The sequence below is a fragment of the Thermococcus aegaeus genome, from assembly GCF_055393685.1.
Genome location: NZ_AP042464.1, coordinates 370,410 through 385,650 on the forward strand (window position 1 = coordinate 370,410; position 15,241 = coordinate 385,650).

Annotated in this window: 17 protein-coding genes and 1 tRNA gene; 10 read left to right on the forward strand and 8 right to left on the reverse strand. The window is 40.9% G+C overall.

Annotated features, from left to right (window positions below):
* Positions 1-5: 5 nt before the first annotated feature.
* Positions 6-1,646 (reverse strand): outer membrane protein assembly factor BamB family protein, encoded by a 1,641-nt coding sequence (locus ACZ5NL_RS02050; protein WP_464842677.1) that lies wholly within the window; start codon positions 1,644-1,646, stop codon positions 6-8.
* A gap of 537 nt (positions 1,647-2,183) precedes the next feature.
* On the opposite strand from ACZ5NL_RS02050, the gene ACZ5NL_RS02055 reads away from it, so the two are divergent.
* The 5 genes from ACZ5NL_RS02055 (at position 2,184) to ACZ5NL_RS02075 (ending at position 4,323) form a co-directional block, all read left to right on the forward strand.
* Positions 2,184-2,945 carry a hypothetical protein gene (locus ACZ5NL_RS02055; protein ID WP_464842678.1) on the forward strand — a complete coding sequence of 254 codons (762 nt, stop codon included), beginning with the start codon at positions 2,184-2,186 and terminating at the stop codon, positions 2,943-2,945.
* Positions 2,946-2,955: 10 nt separating this feature from the next.
* Positions 2,956-3,147, forward strand: coding sequence for a hypothetical protein (locus ACZ5NL_RS02060; RefSeq protein ID WP_464842680.1), 192 nt, complete (start codon positions 2,956-2,958; stop codon positions 3,145-3,147).
* A gap of 108 nt (positions 3,148-3,255) precedes the next feature.
* Positions 3,256-3,465, forward strand: a complete 210-nt coding sequence (locus tag ACZ5NL_RS02065) for a hypothetical protein (protein ID WP_464842681.1) — start codon at positions 3,256-3,258, stop codon at positions 3,463-3,465.
* Positions 3,466-3,727: 262 nt separating this feature from the next.
* Positions 3,728-3,835 (forward strand) — tRNA-Met (locus tag ACZ5NL_RS02070).
* A gap of 23 nt (positions 3,836-3,858) precedes the next feature.
* On the forward strand, positions 3,859-4,323 hold the full coding sequence (locus ACZ5NL_RS02075) for a hypothetical protein (RefSeq protein WP_464842683.1): 465 nt from the start codon (positions 3,859-3,861) through the stop codon (positions 4,321-4,323).
* Here ACZ5NL_RS02075 and ACZ5NL_RS02080 read toward each other — a convergent pair.
* The 5 genes from ACZ5NL_RS02080 to ACZ5NL_RS02100 all read right to left on the reverse strand — a co-directional run bounded on the left by ACZ5NL_RS02080 (position 4,281) and on the right by ACZ5NL_RS02100 (position 10,680).
* Positions 4,281-4,931 carry a segregation/condensation protein A gene (locus ACZ5NL_RS02080; protein WP_464842684.1) on the reverse strand — a complete coding sequence of 217 codons (651 nt, stop codon included), beginning with the start codon at positions 4,929-4,931 and terminating at the stop codon, positions 4,281-4,283. The genes ACZ5NL_RS02075 and ACZ5NL_RS02080 overlap by 43 nt on opposite strands.
* A gap of 10 nt (positions 4,932-4,941) precedes the next feature.
* Positions 4,942-8,472 carry a chromosome segregation protein SMC gene (gene smc / locus ACZ5NL_RS02085; RefSeq protein ID WP_464842685.1) on the reverse strand — a complete coding sequence of 1,177 codons (3,531 nt, stop codon included), beginning with the start codon at positions 8,470-8,472 and terminating at the stop codon, positions 4,942-4,944.
* Between the two features lie 54 nt (positions 8,473-8,526).
* Positions 8,527-8,934 (reverse strand): PIN domain-containing protein, encoded by a 408-nt coding sequence (locus tag ACZ5NL_RS02090; protein WP_464842686.1) that lies wholly within the window; start codon positions 8,932-8,934, stop codon positions 8,527-8,529.
* 24 nt (positions 8,935-8,958) lie between these two features.
* On the reverse strand, positions 8,959-10,191 hold the full coding sequence (eif2g, locus tag ACZ5NL_RS02095; RefSeq protein ID WP_464842688.1) for a translation initiation factor IF-2 subunit gamma: 1,233 nt from the start codon (positions 10,189-10,191) through the stop codon (positions 8,959-8,961).
* Between the two features lie 108 nt (positions 10,192-10,299).
* On the reverse strand, positions 10,300-10,680 hold the full coding sequence (locus ACZ5NL_RS02100) for a 30S ribosomal protein S6e (protein WP_464842689.1): 381 nt from the start codon (positions 10,678-10,680) through the stop codon (positions 10,300-10,302).
* 143 nt (positions 10,681-10,823) lie between these two features.
* On the opposite strand from ACZ5NL_RS02100, the gene ACZ5NL_RS02105 reads away from it, so the two are divergent.
* The gene (locus ACZ5NL_RS02105) at positions 10,824-10,994 is read left to right on the forward strand and encodes a preprotein translocase subunit Sec61beta (protein WP_004069658.1); all 171 of its coding nucleotides are present in this window, start codon (positions 10,824-10,826) and stop codon (positions 10,992-10,994) included.
* Here the strand turns inward: ACZ5NL_RS02105 and ACZ5NL_RS02110 are convergent.
* Positions 10,991-11,647 carry a hypothetical protein gene (locus ACZ5NL_RS02110; RefSeq protein WP_464843527.1) on the reverse strand — a complete coding sequence of 219 codons (657 nt, stop codon included), beginning with the start codon at positions 11,645-11,647 and terminating at the stop codon, positions 10,991-10,993. The genes ACZ5NL_RS02105 and ACZ5NL_RS02110 overlap by 4 nt on opposite strands.
* A gap of 70 nt (positions 11,648-11,717) precedes the next feature.
* Between ACZ5NL_RS02110 and engB the strand changes: the two genes are divergently transcribed.
* Complete coding sequence (engB, locus tag ACZ5NL_RS02115) at positions 11,718-12,290, forward strand: GTP-binding protein EngB (RefSeq protein WP_464842690.1); 573 nt, start codon at positions 11,718-11,720, stop codon at positions 12,288-12,290.
* Here the strand turns inward: engB and ACZ5NL_RS02120 are convergent.
* Positions 12,262-12,726 (reverse strand): Lrp/AsnC family transcriptional regulator, encoded by a 465-nt coding sequence (locus ACZ5NL_RS02120; RefSeq protein WP_087035410.1) that lies wholly within the window; start codon positions 12,724-12,726, stop codon positions 12,262-12,264. The two genes, engB and ACZ5NL_RS02120, sit on opposite strands and share 29 nt — an antisense overlap.
* A 153-nt stretch (positions 12,727-12,879) precedes the next feature.
* On the opposite strand from ACZ5NL_RS02120, the gene ACZ5NL_RS02125 reads away from it, so the two are divergent.
* Genes ACZ5NL_RS02125 through ACZ5NL_RS02135 form a run of 3 tightly spaced genes read left to right on the forward strand, consistent with a single transcriptional unit; the run spans position 12,880 to position 15,224 of the window.
* A complete protein-coding gene (locus tag ACZ5NL_RS02125; protein WP_464842692.1) occupies positions 12,880-13,953 on the forward strand; it encodes a Clp1/GlmU family protein in 1,074 nt (357 codons plus the stop codon).
* 46 nt (positions 13,954-13,999) lie between these two features.
* Entirely contained in the window at positions 14,000-14,839 is an 840-nt protein-coding gene (locus tag ACZ5NL_RS02130; RefSeq protein ID WP_464843529.1) for a geranylgeranylglycerol-phosphate geranylgeranyltransferase, read from the forward strand.
* A 4-nt stretch (positions 14,840-14,843) separates the two neighbouring features.
* Entirely contained in the window at positions 14,844-15,224 is a 381-nt protein-coding gene (locus tag ACZ5NL_RS02135; protein ID WP_464842693.1) for a ribonucleoside-triphosphate reductase, read from the forward strand.
* Positions 15,225-15,241 lie beyond the last annotated feature (17 nt).

A 15,241-nucleotide genomic window follows, 5' to 3' on the forward strand; every position in this document is an offset into this window, starting at 1 on the left:
GAGAGTTAGCTCCTCCACAAGACATAATTCCCAACATTATCTATGCAGATCAAAAGGTATTCTCGAGTCGGGATTGTTGCCACATATTCTTCTTCATTAAACCCATATCCTCCAATAGGCTCCATAACGTACCTCCTTGAAAGCTCCATTTCTACGTAATGCCAATTTTCTCCCTCTTTATATGCGATTACAAGCATGTAGATGTCGCTTTGTTCATCCTGGGCTAGGGCCTTCACCTCCCAAATTCCATCGTGTTCTTTCTCTTCCACATTTTTTATTTCAGGTTTTTTGGTGTCCCCAAATACCACCAGCACCTGGTGCATTCTATCATAAGAAAATACTGCATACACTTTTCCCGAACCAACTGCCACCTTTGGCATGTAAATTTCTTCTCCTTCCATTTTGAACTCATATAATTTGCTAACTCCCTTCCAAAGAAAGTAGAGCTTGAAGTAATTGTTGGCAATAACTGGCAATATTACAATTTGCCTGGCAATTAACGGGATTCCAAGCCTTTCATCTTCCTTTAATTGGAATGTACCAAGAACCTCCCCATCAAAGCCAATTGTATGGAGAGTTAATGGCCTCTCCCCTATAACTCGTGGGGCATATATTCTCCCGCCAATCCCATCAATTCCAAGAAATGCATTTGTGTTTACATCGCTTCCTCCCCCAATTCCTTTTCTCCATTCAAGTTTACCGGTCAAAGCGTCCAGAGATACAAGATGGCCCCTGCCATCAATAAAAAATAGTTTTTCACCTCCTTCCGCCATAGGGTTTTCGTCTGTATACACTGGAGTAGAAACGCTGGAATCGTGCTTGTAGACCCAAAGCACTTTTCCATTTTCGGCGTCAAGGGCCCAAACATTTTTCAATGGTTCAGATGTCACAAAAAGGATGTTCTCTCCATAAGCCAGACCTCTTATAGTGCCTCCTAGCTTGGTCTTCCATAGAAGTTTTCCATCCTGAGTAAAAGAAAATACATAGCCTTCATCTCTTATAGACCCCAAAAAGATTTTGTCCCCTATTACAAGCAAGTTTGATGTTACTGAAGATTTTGATAATGCCTCAGGATCAACTTTTAACTCTTGTTTCCACATAATCTTTCCTGTATCTTTATCGAGGGCAAGAAGGTATCCATTTCCCATGTCTAAATATGATGTCGTTCCAATAAAAAGATACTTGCCAAGGCCATATGCCGATACAAATCTATCAAATCTCTCATATATAGAGACTTCCCATATCTTCTCACCGCTTTCTGATAAGACGTAAACCGCTTTACCATCAGAAAGGAATATTCTTCCATCCTCCACCAAAGGAGTTGCAACCTCTCCATGAAGATTTGCTGTGACGTTTTTAATTAACAAGACTTCTGGAATCCTTGGAATTTCAGAATAACTATGCATAGAGTTACTTTCATCTCCCCTTTCCAGAAGCCAAGAAAAGTTCAAATTTGGCAAGAGCTTTTGTATAACTTGCTCGGGAGGTAGAGAAGTCACTAAAAGTTCTTTCCCATGGTATCCAGGAGACGATTGTAAAGTTTCACTTGTTGAAGGCTGCGAAGGGCTTTTTATGCATCCGACTACCATAAAGGCGATCAGTACGAGGGATACCCAGCTACGAATAAGTGATGGAATGTTCCCCATGTTTATCCCTTGTTTTTCTATATTGTACTTGACTGTATTTATGCATTACTTTTAAATTAGCATAATAATTGTCAGAATTACATAGATATTTAGAAAGACTAACTTATCACGATGCAAACAATAAGAATGAAAAAGAGGCATGACAAAATAGAGTTCTTCCCTAAAAACTTTTTTAATTGTCTGTTTTCAGTCTTAAAGACTTTCTTGCTGGATTAAAGTTCTAGTAAAGAAGAAAGTTGGTAATAAACTTGTACTCACACGGGTTGAGTTACAGGCAAGTTAGAAGAACCCTGGGGATGGCGTGCGGTAATTTGAGATGGTCAAGGATTTTGTGAGTTTGCTTTCTTGTTTGCTTTCTGGCATAATTTCATTGGAATTTATTCTTGTTTGGTTCTTTGCTTAGTGTGGTTACTAAATAGCTTTAGAAAGTAATGCGCAAATTATTCTTGTAATAATGTATATTTTCTTTATGCGTAAGTTTTATATATTTTAAATGCGAATTATTGGTGAAGGTTTCCTCATGCTTGGGGGGGGAGAATGAGAAAGCGTGCATTGTTAAGCATGTTTGTGGTTTTACTTTTAGTGGGAGCGTACACCGCGTATGCAATGAGCCAACCAGAATTTACTCCTTTAGGATATTCTAGGGAATGTAATAGGTTACCAGGAGGTGCTCTTATTTCTCTTACCGAAGCATCAGGGATTACAAGAGATATAGGCATTAAAAATGCTTTGATAGTACTTCAGAATCAGAGCGTGTTTTCTGAAAAGATTACTACTCTCGATTTTTCGAAAGTAATAGTTAAGACATCTTTACTCAAAATTAACAGCGAATTAATAAAAAGAACTGTAGTCGGAATTCCTCTAAATAAAACTACTATGGTATTAGTAATAACAGATAGCATGACTACAGAAGCCAGAATACCCCTCGAACGTAAAAATAGCGTGGTTATATTGATATCAGAAAAGCAAACAAAGATTATTCAAAATAATGGTATAAGCAAAGAAAAAATAACACCTATGGTTACGGACTGGACATGCACTTCCACTGTATGTGAATATGACTCTCAATGTCCAAGTGGGTATGTTTGTACTTCAGCTTGTGGGGATACATGTCTCCAATGGGATACCCTATGTCTTTATTATGCGGGACTTGCTCAGGGAGCTGTTTGTACTTGCTGTATTAGTGGAGATGTGTGGTGTTGTTTAGCATGCGTCTTTGCGTCCGGTGCTGTTCCATGGGCGTGCTGTGAAGAGTGGGAGAAAAAGTGTGGTAGAAAAGAATTTTCGCCTGGACATTGAGGTGATTGGGGTGCCTTCATTGCAAACTCTTCGGGTGCTTGTCCTTGTGATCGGCCTTCTTTTAATTTTCGCTTCATTCTACTCTAATGGAAACAAAATACCCTTAAGATACTACGGCATAGTAGCAACCACTTCAGGAGCACTTAGCATCCTCATCCACTTCATAAAAAGAAAAAGAATCAAAGTAGGGGATGCAAAATGAAAAAAATCTGATGTTTCCATAATTTTTGCTTCCATTTTTGGCATTCTCTTAGGAATATTAGCGTTCCTAACTGGCCAAGTTAAACACCCATTCTACGTACTGTACCGTATGCCTCTTTTAGTTACCCTGCCTGGGATTGTAAAGGAGATCATACTCATCAGCACGGTTGGAGTCCTCTTAAGCATTCCTCTAGCGTATTTGGCAGTTGAAAACGTCAAAAAACTTCCCGCATTAACATTGCTTTTAGCAGCATTTGAATTTGGCCTAATCAGCATGTACCTTGAAATGATTTGGAAAATGGGCTGGAAGAAAGCTTAACATGTCAATCCACGGCTTCATGGGATTTGTTGTCTTTAAGAGCTGAGGGGAAGACAAGGAAAATAAAAAAAGGAGTTAATAGGAAGGTGGGATGTGAAGAATGCTGGAGTCATCCATACGCTTTAGTTTTTTGCTAATCGTCTTTTTGGGGTTTAAGAGGGAGTTTAACTCTTACTCCTTCACCTTAATTTCAACTTTCTTAACATTAATCCTCCTAGGCGAAAGATTTAAAAATGAATCACAGAGAGGTATATGCGGAAGTGCCGGGGTGGCTCAGCCTGGTCAGAGCGCCCGGCTCATAGGGCCGCTCCCTTTCGGGGGAGCCTGAGAAACCGGGAGGTCGCGGGTTCAAAGCCCGCCCCCGGCACCATTAAAATTTTTCTTGGTGTTTTTATGCTACTCACAAACCATGCTAAGGAGAGGATAATCAAACGCCTTTCAAAAAGCAGAAGATATGAAAAGATTTACTCGGCTCTTTTGGATTTCCTTAGAGGAGCAGAAAAAATTGAGGTTAATGATAAGATCGTTATATTCACGGATAAAAGAAAGTCCCTTGTGTGCTCCAAACTGGAATGGAGAAAACTCCCCACTGCAGAAATTTTTGAGAAAGTCAAAGATATTGAAGAGACCTACGAGTGCGTATTTTGGGGAGACAAGAAGGTCGCAAAGAAAACTACTCCACGGAAGTTTTTAAACGAAATTCCTAATGACAGCTTTTACTTCTACATAAACAGGGAGAAGAGGGTTATCTATGTTGGAAAAGAAGAGCCTTTGCTCGTCATAACATTCAGACCTGCAAAAAGGAAAGAGAGGGACTACGTAGGGATTACAAATATTTCCCCAAAGGGTTCCTCTTGAATTAACTCAACTTTGCCCATGTTTGCTAAAAACAGCAAGTAAAGGAATGTTCTTGCTATTATCTTAGGAGTTGGATCAAATATCAGCTCCCAAAAGGGTATTTTTTCCTTTGTTTCTTCGTAGAGCTCTTTGACTATCGCGTAAAGCCTGTTCACGTGTTTTTCTATATCCACCCTGAAGTCATCAACAACGAATATCTCCTCTTCAATCTCAACTTTCTTTTTCTTCCGGGGTTTTTTCTTCTCTGCCTCTTCTAGTGCATCCATGAGGGCCTCAATGAGATCATCAAGAGTGTAATAACGCTCCACCCTTCTCAGCGGCGGCACGTAAGGCTCTACATCAACCCTTATCCTTTCTTCCTCCTTTTCTTCTTCCTCTTCACCATTGCCATAGAGCAAGGCTTCAGTTTTCATCCTAAGGAGAATTGAAGCAGCAAGAATAGCTCTAGCGGATATCCTTAAGTCAAGGTCCTGCATTTCTCTAATCCGTTCAATGTACTTTTCTGTGAGGTCAACTATGTCTATGTTCCAAGGATCAACTTTGCCCATTGTGACGAGCTGAAGGAGGATGTCAATAGGGGTTATCTCTTCTTCTCTTTTGTGTTCCATTTTCCTTCACCTAGATTGCTGCGTTTGCATTTTTCGCCCTTGCCTTCTCTAAATATTCCATCGCCTTCTCCAAGCTCAGGCTGACAACCCTTGAAATCCCGTTGCGCATTGAGACACCTATGATCTTATCTGCATTGGCCATCATAACATCTCTGAGGGTTATTACTATGAACTGGCTGTCTTTAGAGGCTTCTTTTATCAAATCGGCAACTCTCTTTACGTTTGCATCATCAAGGTGGGCATCGATTTCATCAAAGAGATAAAACGGGGCTGGCTTAAAGTGTTGGATTGCAAAGACAAAAGCTAATGCCGTCAGTGCCTTTTCTCCACCACTCATTGCTTCTATTCTCTTTACTTCCTTTCCAGCTGGCTTTGCCTCTATGTCGAGTCCACCGCTAAAAGGATCCTCAGGATTTTCGAGTATTAGCCTAGCTTCTCCACCGGGAGAGAGCTTTGCAAACAGCTCTGAGAAGTTCTTTGCTATGGCATTCAACGTTCTCATGAAGACGTTCTTTTTCTGTGCCTCTATTTCATTTATAAACTCAACAATGCTGTCTTTTTCTGCTTCGAGCCTCTCTCTCTTTGATTTGAGTTCAAGATAACGCCTTTCTACGATTTCATAGTCTTCAATGGCTTTCATGTTAACGGGCTCAAGCCTTCTAATCTCGTCCTCCATCTCGTCTATTTCTTCTCTGAGCTTCTCCAAGTCGAGAGGAATTTCCTTAACAAGCTTAACATCATGATGCTTAAGCTCTCTGTTCTTCTCTTGAAGCAGATTTTCGTACTGGGCGATTTTTATCTTGAGGGAGTTTGCCTCAATTCTGAGTTTTTGTAAAGTATCTTTGAGCTCTTCCTTTTTCCTTCTTAACTGGGAAATTTCCTCCCTAACTTTCTCCCTCTCATCCCTAAGATGCTTAAGTTCCTCTTTTACTTCTTCCTCCGCTTCTTGTAGCTCCTTGAGTTCCTCTTGTAGTTTGGCAATGTCCTCTTCATTTTTGCTTATGCTGGCCTTGAAAGCATTTATTCTGTTTATAAGCCCCTCAATCTCTTCCTCCAGATCTGCTTTTCTTGGGATTAGCTCCTCGTTAATTCTAATATCGAGGTTTTCAAGCTTTGATTCAACTTTGCTGAGCTCTTCCCTAAGGCTACTCAGCTCATGCTCCACTTCTCTTATCTTCTGGTTGAGCTCTCTTGCCTCTGGGTTGTCGAGTGCTTTTCTCAGTTTTTCCCTCTTTCTCTCAAGTCTCTCTATTCTTCCGCTGAGCTTTGCAAGTTCACCCTTTGTCTGATGAATCATTTTTTCGAGCTCTTTTGTTCTATTCTCTCCCTCTTCGATTTCCTCTTTTAATGCACTGTCCTCACCTAGCAGTCTATCCATTTCCTTTTGGAGAACTTGGAGATCTTTTGAGAGATCGCTCTTTTTCATTCTCAGCTCAAATAGCTCCCTCTCCAGTCCCTTCTGCTCAACTTTGATGGCATTTATCTTGGATTCCAGAGAATCCTTCTCTCTCTCCAGAGCTTCCAAGCGTTTCTTTATCTCATCTGTGTTTATCCCAAGCTTTGCCTTTGGTCTGTAATATCCTCCGACGATTGCTCCGCTCCTCTCTAAGAGCTCCCCCTCAAGCGTGACCATCCTAACTTTCCCAATTCCAACTTCTCTGGCTTCATTCATATCTGTGACTATCAAAGTATCCCCAACAGCGAATGAAACAGCGTTTTTGAACTTCGGATTGTATTCAATAACTTCCATAACGGGAATTCCTTTTGAAGTCTCAGTCAGTTTACGCGGCCTTATTTTATTTAGCGGAAGGAACGTAAGCCTTCCAAGCTTGTTTCTCTTGAGGAAAGTTATTGCTTTCTCTGCAACTTTATCATCCTCAACAACCACGTTGTCAGCATGAGAGCCAAGGGCGACTTCAACCGCAGTAAGATAGCTCTCATCCTTGACCTTTATAAGCTCCGCTAGAGAACCGTAAATCCCGGGGATGTCCGCTCTCTTTAATGCCTCAAGGGTCTTATTGCCACTAATTTCTCTCTGCGCTTCGGCCTTTATCAGCTCTTCATTCACCTTTTTAATCTCGGGAAGGGTTTTTTCCAGTTTTTGCTGCTTTTCTTCGAGCTCTTTCTCAAGTTTTCTTAGCCTGCTGATGATTTTTTCCATCTTGCCTTCTATTTCAGACAATTTGGATTTCTTCTCCTCGATCTCCTTTTTAGTTTCCTCAATCTTACTCTTAAGCGCCAATCTTTTTGCAGAGTACTGAGCATTCTTGGTCTTTATTCTCTCTATTTCATCATTCATCTTTTCTATTTCATTTTCTTTGAGGTAGTACTCCTTCTTTGAGTCTTCAAGTTCCTTTTCAACTTTGTCAAATTCCTCCTTAGCTATTGAGAAGTTCTTGTCTATCTCTGCCAGCTTTAGAACGAGTTCATTCCTTTCTTTCTCTTTCTCTTGTATTTCTTTGAGAAGCTTTTCTTTTCTCTTTTTCCATCTTTCTATTGCAGATTTGCTCTTTTCGATTTCCTCAGAAACAGCTTTAAGTTCTTCCTTCGTTTTCATAAGCCTTCTCTGACTTTCTTCAATTTCCCTATTCGCTATCTCAATGTTTCTCTTCGCCAGCTCTATTTTGGAAGTAACTTCACTTATCTTCCTTGTTACTTCAAGAATGCCATCTTCGCTCTTTTCTTCGAGCTCTCTTTCAATCTGATTAAGGGTCCTTTCTTTTTCGATTATCTCCTTTGCAATCTCTTCCAGCTTTTTGCTAATCTCCCCGATTTCTTCCTCAATTTCCTTGTCTCTTTTCTGGCTTTCTGCGATTAGGCTTTCAAGTCTTTTCACTTCTCCTACTAGCAGAGTTGTCCTAGCTATCTCCAGCTTCTCTTTTAGATCTAAGTATCTTAAAGCATCGTTCCTTTCTTTCTCGAGCTTGTCGAGCTGTGTTTTCACTTCTCTAATCAGCAGATCAACTCTCGCCAAATTTTCTTCTGCCTGCCTCAACTCTTCCAGAGCCTTCTTTTTCTTCTCATCGTATTCTGCTACCCCGGAAATTTCGTCTATTATCATTCTCCTTTCGGTTGGGCTCATTTTAATAAACTTGGTTATATCCCCTTGGAGAACTAAGTTGTAACCATCGGGAGATATCATTGCAGCGCTTAACAAATCGAGGATATCACTTCTGCTGGTTCTCTTTCCATTGAGCCAGTAAACACTTCTCCCGTCCGGATAAACGCGTCGCTTTATGACTACTTCATCCTCATCTATTGGAAATCCCCTGTCCTCATTGTTGAAATATATCGCAACCTCTGCATATTTGGCCGGCTGTTCTTCCCTCGTGCCGGCAAATATCAGGTCACTTATCCTTGTTGCACGCATCGCCTTCGCTGATAAACCGCCGAGAACAAAGAGAATAGCATCACCGATGTTACTTTTACCGCTTCCATTGGCACCAACTATCGCTGTGAACCCACGAGAAAAAGGAACTACAACCTTTCTGTTTCCATATGATTTGAAACCTTTCATCTCCAGTCTCTCTACATAGGGCATATTTAACACCTAAGCCGAATTAAGGTGAAACGTAGTTATATACCTTTCTCCACCTTAAGAGAGCATACCTTCAAGCTCAAGAATCTTTTTTTGTCGTAAATATACCACAGGAATACCGCTTTCACGGAGTTTTCTCTTTAATGCTTTGTCATTAGTGCATACTATCACATTTGGAGTTTTTAGTGCAAACTCAAGTATCTGCTGGTCTATGGGTTTTTCTCCAAACCTGCCTATTTCCACAGTATTAAACTTTTCAGCAAGCCTTTTGGCCATTCTAACAGCTATGAGATCTTTTCCTTTGACCTTACGTTCTATTACACTGAGCTCATCAAGAACAACGTTCGGAATAAGTATCTCAAACTTTACATCAAGGATTCTATGGAGTTCACCAACTATATCAACCCCAAACTGGCCAGGGATTAAAAGAAAATTCGTGTCCGGAATAACAATCCACTTGCGCATAAAATCACCAAAAAAGGGAAAGAATCACTCCCTTATGAAACCATAGCCGATAAGCCTCCATCTTGAGCCTACCTGTCTGCTGATTGCAACTCTCTCTCCAGGCTCTGCACATATTGGAATTTGGAGCTTGAGTTCGATCTCGTCTTTGCTTAATCCCGTTACGAGACCCATTGTTCTTGCCGTTCCCACGTTGAGAAGGAGTATTTCCTTCCTTTTTATCGGCTCTACTTTAAGTTCTTCTTCAGTTCCAACTACTCTCTCCAGCAAATGCACCTCTAACCTAAGATCCCGCCAAACCGGTGGGAGCTTGCCCGGCTTTCCGACGACATTACCAGCCATTAAATCTCCTTTAGTCAAGAAGGGATCAAGCTTAGTTCCAACTCCCACCAATCCACCGGGATATGCTTCTTCTACAAACCTTCCCCCTGCCTGAAGGGAGACTATCTCAGTGGTTATGGGTTCATATTTTATTCTTCCGTGCTCTTCATAGGGGACCCCCGGTCTTATTTCAATTTCATCTCCAATTTTGAGCTTTCCTTGGATAATTGAGCCTCCAATAACTCCACCAACAAGCTTCTCCGGAGGAGTTCCAGGTTTATTGACGTCAAAACTTCTCAAAACAAGCATTCTCGGTGGTTTGTTTGGATCCCTCTTGGGTGTTGGAATAAAGTCCTCTATAGCCTTTATCAGCACATCTATGTTTGCTCCGTGAAGGGCGGATATCGGTATTATGGGGGCATTTTCCGCTACGGTACCTTTAATGAACTCCTTAATCTGTTTGTAGTTTTCTATAGCCTGTTCCTTTGTTACCAGTTCAATCTTGTTTTGGGCGATTATTATGTTCTTATTGCCTACTATCTGCAGTGCCATTAAGTGCTCTCTCGTTTGAGGTCTTGGACAGGGCTCATTTGCCGCAATAACTAGAACCGCACCGTCCATCAAAGAGGCTCCAGCCAGCATTGTAGTCATCAGAGCCTCGTGTCCCGGAGCATCTATAAAAGAAACCCTCCTCTCGAACTCAGTTTCAGCACCACAATACGGACATTTTGGAGAAGTAGAATACCTTCCACAGCTCGGACACTTCCTTATTTCAGCATCGGCAAAGCCTATCTTGATCGTAATACCTCTTCTCAGTTCCTCACTATGTGTATCAGTCCAAATCCCGGTTAGAGCTTTTGTTAGCGTTGTCTTACCATGATCAACGTGACCAACCATACCAATATTAACCTCAGCCTGCTTAAACTTCTTCTTTGCCATTTTTCCTCGCCTCCAAAATTAAGGGTTTATTCTCCCTTATTAACCTTACCACAAGGACTTTTAAATTAATCGATGACGATTAAAGATTAAAGAATGGAGAAGGAAGCTTCATGGATAGACAATTTTAACGTTTATCTGGGCAATTTCAGGGCTTATTGTATTGCCCCTGACAGTTTTCTTCCTTCTTTCTCCCCTTTCTTGAGGCCTAAATCCGGGACCCCTTGAAAGGAGAATTCTAACCCTCCTTGGACCGTGAACGTCAGGCCTCATAGGGAAGCCATCCTTGTCAGTCCCACCGGTTATTTTGAGCTTAACATCCGCTGGGATTTCACTTCCAAAGATTTCACTCAAATTAAGCCCCAACTCCTTAGCCTCTATCTCGTCTCCTATTCTAAGGCCAATTAGCTTATCCGCTTCAGCCCCAGTGATTTCAATCTGCTTTGCTACACCACTCTTTGGGTCGGATATTACAAGCTTAAATGTTGCCATTTCCTCCCACCTCCACGTTCATTAGCGGGATTCATTGGGTAAACCCCTTGTCCACCATGGGCTAAGCGGCTTCATTTAAAAAGGTTTCTTCAACAAAACTTTTTTATATTCTTATGGTTATCCTCCCAACAAGAGGTGAGACAATGGCCAAGGAAAAAACAACCTTACCCCCAACTGGTGCAGGTTTGATGAGATTCTTTGATGAAGACACAAGGGCAATAAAAATAAGCCCCAAAGGGGCAATAGCAATAGTATTGATATTTGTGGCTATTGAGATACTGCTCAATGTGTTTGGTCATCAGATATTTGGTTAGAGGAGAGTTTTCTTCAAACCCCTCGCGTTTAACTCTTCATTCACTATCTTTCTAATGACGTCCTCGATGTATCCCTTGATGAGGGTCTCAACGTCTGCTTTTATCTGGTCTATATCGTGCCTTAACCCTTCCAAGAGCTTTATATATTCTTTTGCCATCTCGAGCTGCCCTTCTTGTTTTATAAGCTGTTCTTTTAGGTGCTCAAAGTCTTCTTTAAGAACCTGAAGTCTCTTTACCTCCCTGCTAAGTTCGTCAATTTGTTTAATCAGCTTTGAATTCTCCTCCTTAAGTTCTGCAATAACTTTTTCCTTGTGCTCCAGTTCTTTCACTAAAGCGTTATATTCTGATGCTATGTTGTGAAGTCTCTCTATCTCCCTTATTGGTGGAACTTGGCCGTTTCCAAGTATTATGACATCTGGACCAACGCTGACAATATCGGTGGGTTTGATCTTTATCTTTCTTTCACTTGAGAACATGCCGGGCTGGAGTTCACCGCTCTTGCTTATGTTCTCCAAGGGCTTGATTTTTAGAATGAAATAAAACTGGTCGTGATCAACCTCCACGTTAATGTCAGTCACATAACCGAGTATCTGTCCATCGGTCAATGAAACAACAAACTTATTAACAAGCTGGTTCCCCTGTTGGCTCTCCATGGCACTCACCTAAGAAAGATTTTTGAAGTTACTCTACTTAAGCCTTTCCAAGGTCAAAAGGTGAGAGTCAATGATAATCTTTGTTGGACGGTCAAATGTTGGGAAAAGCACGCTGATATTTAGGCTTACTGGGAAGTATGTTAAAAGAGGCAAGAGGCCGGGCGTAACGAGAAAACCAGTAGAAATAGGATGGCGAGGGAAAACGATAGTTGACATGCCAGGTTTTGGGTTTATGAGTGGATTACCAAAACATGTTCAAGAAAAGATAAAAACTGAAATAGTGCGCTTTATAGAAGACAACGCCGATAAAATTGAGCTTGCGGTTTTGGTTGTGGATGGGAAAAGTGTTCTTGAAATTATCGAACGATGGGAGAAAAGAGGGGAAATACCCATCGACGTCGAGTTCTTCCAGTTTCTCCGGGAACTCAACATACCAACCATAGTCGCAGTTAACAAGATGGACAAAGTGAAAAACTTAAATGCAACCATAAATCGTCTCATAGAGAAATTTGGGCTCAATGGAACGTGGGAAGATTACAAAGATACCTTTGTTCCAATCTCTGCAAAATTTGGGACAAATTTAGACCAGCTTAGAAAATTGATAGAAGAAAAGATCAAAGAGTCTCGAGAACAACGTGGGTGATTGTCTCCCTAACTCCATCAAGGGAGGCTATTTCCTCAAGTATCTCATCAAGTCTGGTTTTATCTGCTTCAACAATAAGATCTATGTCGCCAGTAACCCTGTAAACGCGCTTAACTTTGAGCTTTTTGATTGCATCGTAAACGGATTTTCTCTTCGTAGGTTCAATTCTGACAAAAATGAACACATCTCCTTTCTTTTCACCCAAAAACTCCAATGCTTTGTCAGTGAGGTCTATAAACCCTCTGCCCGTTCTTATATATCCAAGCTCCTTGAGGGTTTTGAGATGATTGCTTAAGGCTTGTCTCGTTATTCCCAATTCCTCAGCTATTTCATCTTGGGTTTTTTCAACAGTATGCACTTCTATGGTTTTTCCCTCTTTGTAAAGCTTTTTGAGCAATTCCACTTGTCTTGATGTAAGTGTGGCTTCGGTATTCATTTTTTACCACCTCATTTTGTTTGTTTTGCAATCACAAACTATTAGGTTTAATAGTTTAATAAATCTTTTGGTCTTTGTAAATTGATTCCGCTACTTAGTCCCCCATAGATTCTGGGGGTTAACTTTTTAATTGTTTTCTTTTTACTTTCAATCATGAATAAGGCGAAATACACACAGGAAGTTCCAGAAGATAGAAACGAAGTCCTCAAGATCATCCAAGAAGAGAAAAAGCCCCTTAAGGTTATGATATTAGGTGGGGTTGATAGTGGGAAAACAACTCTAACTGTGTTTCTAGCTAATGAACTTCTCTCCCAAGGATTTAGAGTAGCAATTGTGGACAGTGATATCGGCCAAAAAGGCATTTTGCCTCCTGGCCTCATAAGTCTTGGACTTCCCGAGAACATTTTTACATCAATGGAGGAAATAAAGCCTGTAAAGCACTATTTTGTCGGCACAATAACCCCAAATCAGTTTTTTGGGGAAATGGTAACTGGAGTTAAGCTCCTTGTGAATGAAGCTATGGAGAGAAGAGCTGAGATTATTATAATAGACACTACTGGTTTAGTGCATGGTTCCGGAGTTGAGCTAAAAAGAATGAAAATAGAGGTCGTTAAGCCGGATTTGATACTTGCTTTACAAAGAAAAGATGAGCTTGAGGACATCCTTAGACCTTTTGAAAACAAAACAAGAGTGATTAGACTGGTAATCAGTGAAAATGCAAAGCTCCATACAAGGGAGGAAAGAAGGAAGATAAGAAAAGAAAAGTGGAAAAAATACTTCGAAAACTCCAAAGAACACATTTTAGACCTTCGAAAGTTTTACATCAGTGGCACCCTGATGTTTCAGGGAAGGGAGATAAGCGAAGAGGAAAGAAATATCCTAGAGAGTCTATTTAGATGGCTCATCTTTCATGGGAGAAAAATTGCCAGCAAGTATTTTGTTGTAAAGGCAGATGTCGGAAGTTTCCCGAGAAATTTTGATAAAAATGCCATGAATGCAGTAGACCTGGAGAATCTGAGCAATCTCCTTATTGGTTTTATAGACAAAGACGGTTTTTGCCTGGGGCTTGGGATTCTAAAGCTAATAAACTTTAAAGAGCTCAAAGCCCATGTGCTAACGCCTTTAAATGAAAACGAAGTTAAAAATGCCGTTGAAATAAGGTTTGGGAGAATCAGAGTAAGGGAAGATGGAGAGGAGCTTGGACTTTTAAACAGGGATGCCCTTTAGAGAAAGGTTTTTAACCGCTTAACCATTTTAATATTAGGTGTGCCTAATGGAACTTAAAGGGTTCTTGGAAATTCTAAGGCCAGCTAACTGTATTGTGGCAGGCCTAGTTGGAATTTTAGGCGCTACCGTGGCGTTAGGTAGTCTTCCCAGCTATGAAAAAAGCTTGATGATTTTTCTTGTGGTATTCTTGGGGTGTAGCTGGGGCAATATAATCAACGATTATTTTGATTATGAGATCGACAAAATCAATCGGCCCAGCAGACCACTTCCCCGAGGAGCACTATCAAGAAAAGTTGCCCTCATTTATGGAGTATGTTTAGCGGCATTGGGGCTTTTGATAGCATATATGCTTAATCTGGGGGCATTTTTCTTTGCCCTTGGAGCATATCTCCTGATGTACCTCTACGCTTGGAAGCTCAAACCCACACCCCTTGTTGGGAATCTTGCAGTAGCAACCCTTACGGGAGCTACCCCTCTTTATGGAGCTATTGCTGTAGGTAAAATTGGTCTTGCCGGTTATCTTGCACTTTGCGCATTTTTAGTGAACGTCGCGAGGGAGATATTTAAGGATGTAGAGGACGTTGAGGGCGATAAAGCCCATGGAGCTAAAACCCTTCCTATCGTTTGGGGAGTTGAAAAATCCTCAAAACTCGGTGTTCTATTTAGTATTGCGACTGTAATCGCTTCATTCTTACCAGTGAAAGCTGGAATTGGCCTTGGATACCTCCCGATAATAGCCGTAGACGGGATAATCTTATTCTCCTCATACGAAATTTTAAAAGACCCCTCCCCAATTACTGCTGGGAAAGTTCAAAGAAAGTTAAAGCTTGCCATTTATTTAGCTGTATTCAGTTTTTTGTTAGGATCATTGACAAAGGAGGTGTGAGAACATGGAATTTAAGAAGCAGATCAAAGATAAATTATCTGATAAGGAATTGTGGATGGTCATCACATTCAAAACCCCCTACGGCCCTGGGGAAACTATGGACAGACTTGCCAATATCTTAGAAGAGCTTGGTTGGCAGATTATGTTTAAAGCTAACTGGTGGACTGCAGATATCCCTTACGGAGTTATAAGAATAGATATCGAGCAGGATGGAAGAGAAAAGATCGTGCTTGGAAGATGGATACTGGGCAACAAGTGCGAGCTTTTAAAGATAGAGAGCATGGACTTAGAGAAGGGCAAAAACGAGTTCTATAGACTTATAGATGGAATAACTTCAACCCTAATCTACGACCCGGTAATTAGGACAATGAGAGAACAATATTAATCTTCTTTTTTAATAAA

What these genes read in the sequence shown, in the direction of transcription:
- ACZ5NL_RS02050 (WP_464842677.1), bottom strand. Translation starts at nt 1,646, where the DNA reads ATGGGGAACATTCCATCACTTATTCGTAGCTGGGTATCCCTCGTACTG.
- ACZ5NL_RS02055 (WP_464842678.1), top strand. Translation starts at nt 2,184, where the DNA reads ATGAGAAAGCGTGCATTGTTAAGCATGTTTGTGGTTTTACTTTTAGTG.
- ACZ5NL_RS02065 (WP_464842681.1), top strand. Translation starts at nt 3,256, where the DNA reads ATGCCTCTTTTAGTTACCCTGCCTGGGATTGTAAAGGAGATCATACTC.
- ACZ5NL_RS02075 (WP_464842683.1), top strand. Translation starts at nt 3,859, where the DNA reads ATGCTACTCACAAACCATGCTAAGGAGAGGATAATCAAACGCCTTTCA.
- ACZ5NL_RS02080 (WP_464842684.1), bottom strand. Translation starts at nt 4,931, where the DNA reads ATGGAACACAAAAGAGAAGAAGAGATAACCCCTATTGACATCCTCCTT.
- smc (WP_464842685.1), bottom strand. Translation starts at nt 8,472, where the DNA reads ATGCCCTATGTAGAGAGACTGGAGATGAAAGGTTTCAAATCATATGGA.
- ACZ5NL_RS02090 (WP_464842686.1), bottom strand. Translation starts at nt 8,934, where the DNA reads ATGCGCAAGTGGATTGTTATTCCGGACACGAATTTTCTTTTAATCCCT.
- eif2g (WP_464842688.1), bottom strand. Translation starts at nt 10,191, where the DNA reads ATGGCAAAGAAGAAGTTTAAGCAGGCTGAGGTTAATATTGGTATGGTT.
- ACZ5NL_RS02100 (WP_464842689.1), bottom strand. Translation starts at nt 10,680, where the DNA reads ATGGCAACATTTAAGCTTGTAATATCCGACCCAAAGAGTGGTGTAGCA.
- ACZ5NL_RS02105 (WP_004069658.1), top strand. Translation starts at nt 10,824, where the DNA reads ATGGCCAAGGAAAAAACAACCTTACCCCCAACTGGTGCAGGTTTGATG.
- ACZ5NL_RS02110 (WP_464843527.1), bottom strand. Translation starts at nt 11,647, where the DNA reads ATGGAGAGCCAACAGGGGAACCAGCTTGTTAATAAGTTTGTTGTTTCA.
- engB (WP_464842690.1), top strand. Translation starts at nt 11,718, where the DNA reads ATGATAATCTTTGTTGGACGGTCAAATGTTGGGAAAAGCACGCTGATA.
- ACZ5NL_RS02120 (WP_087035410.1), bottom strand. Translation starts at nt 12,726, where the DNA reads ATGAATACCGAAGCCACACTTACATCAAGACAAGTGGAATTGCTCAAA.
- ACZ5NL_RS02125 (WP_464842692.1), top strand. Translation starts at nt 12,880, where the DNA reads ATGAATAAGGCGAAATACACACAGGAAGTTCCAGAAGATAGAAACGAA.
- ACZ5NL_RS02130 (WP_464843529.1), top strand. Translation starts at nt 14,000, where the DNA reads ATGGAACTTAAAGGGTTCTTGGAAATTCTAAGGCCAGCTAACTGTATT.
- ACZ5NL_RS02135 (WP_464842693.1), top strand. Translation starts at nt 14,844, where the DNA reads ATGGAATTTAAGAAGCAGATCAAAGATAAATTATCTGATAAGGAATTG.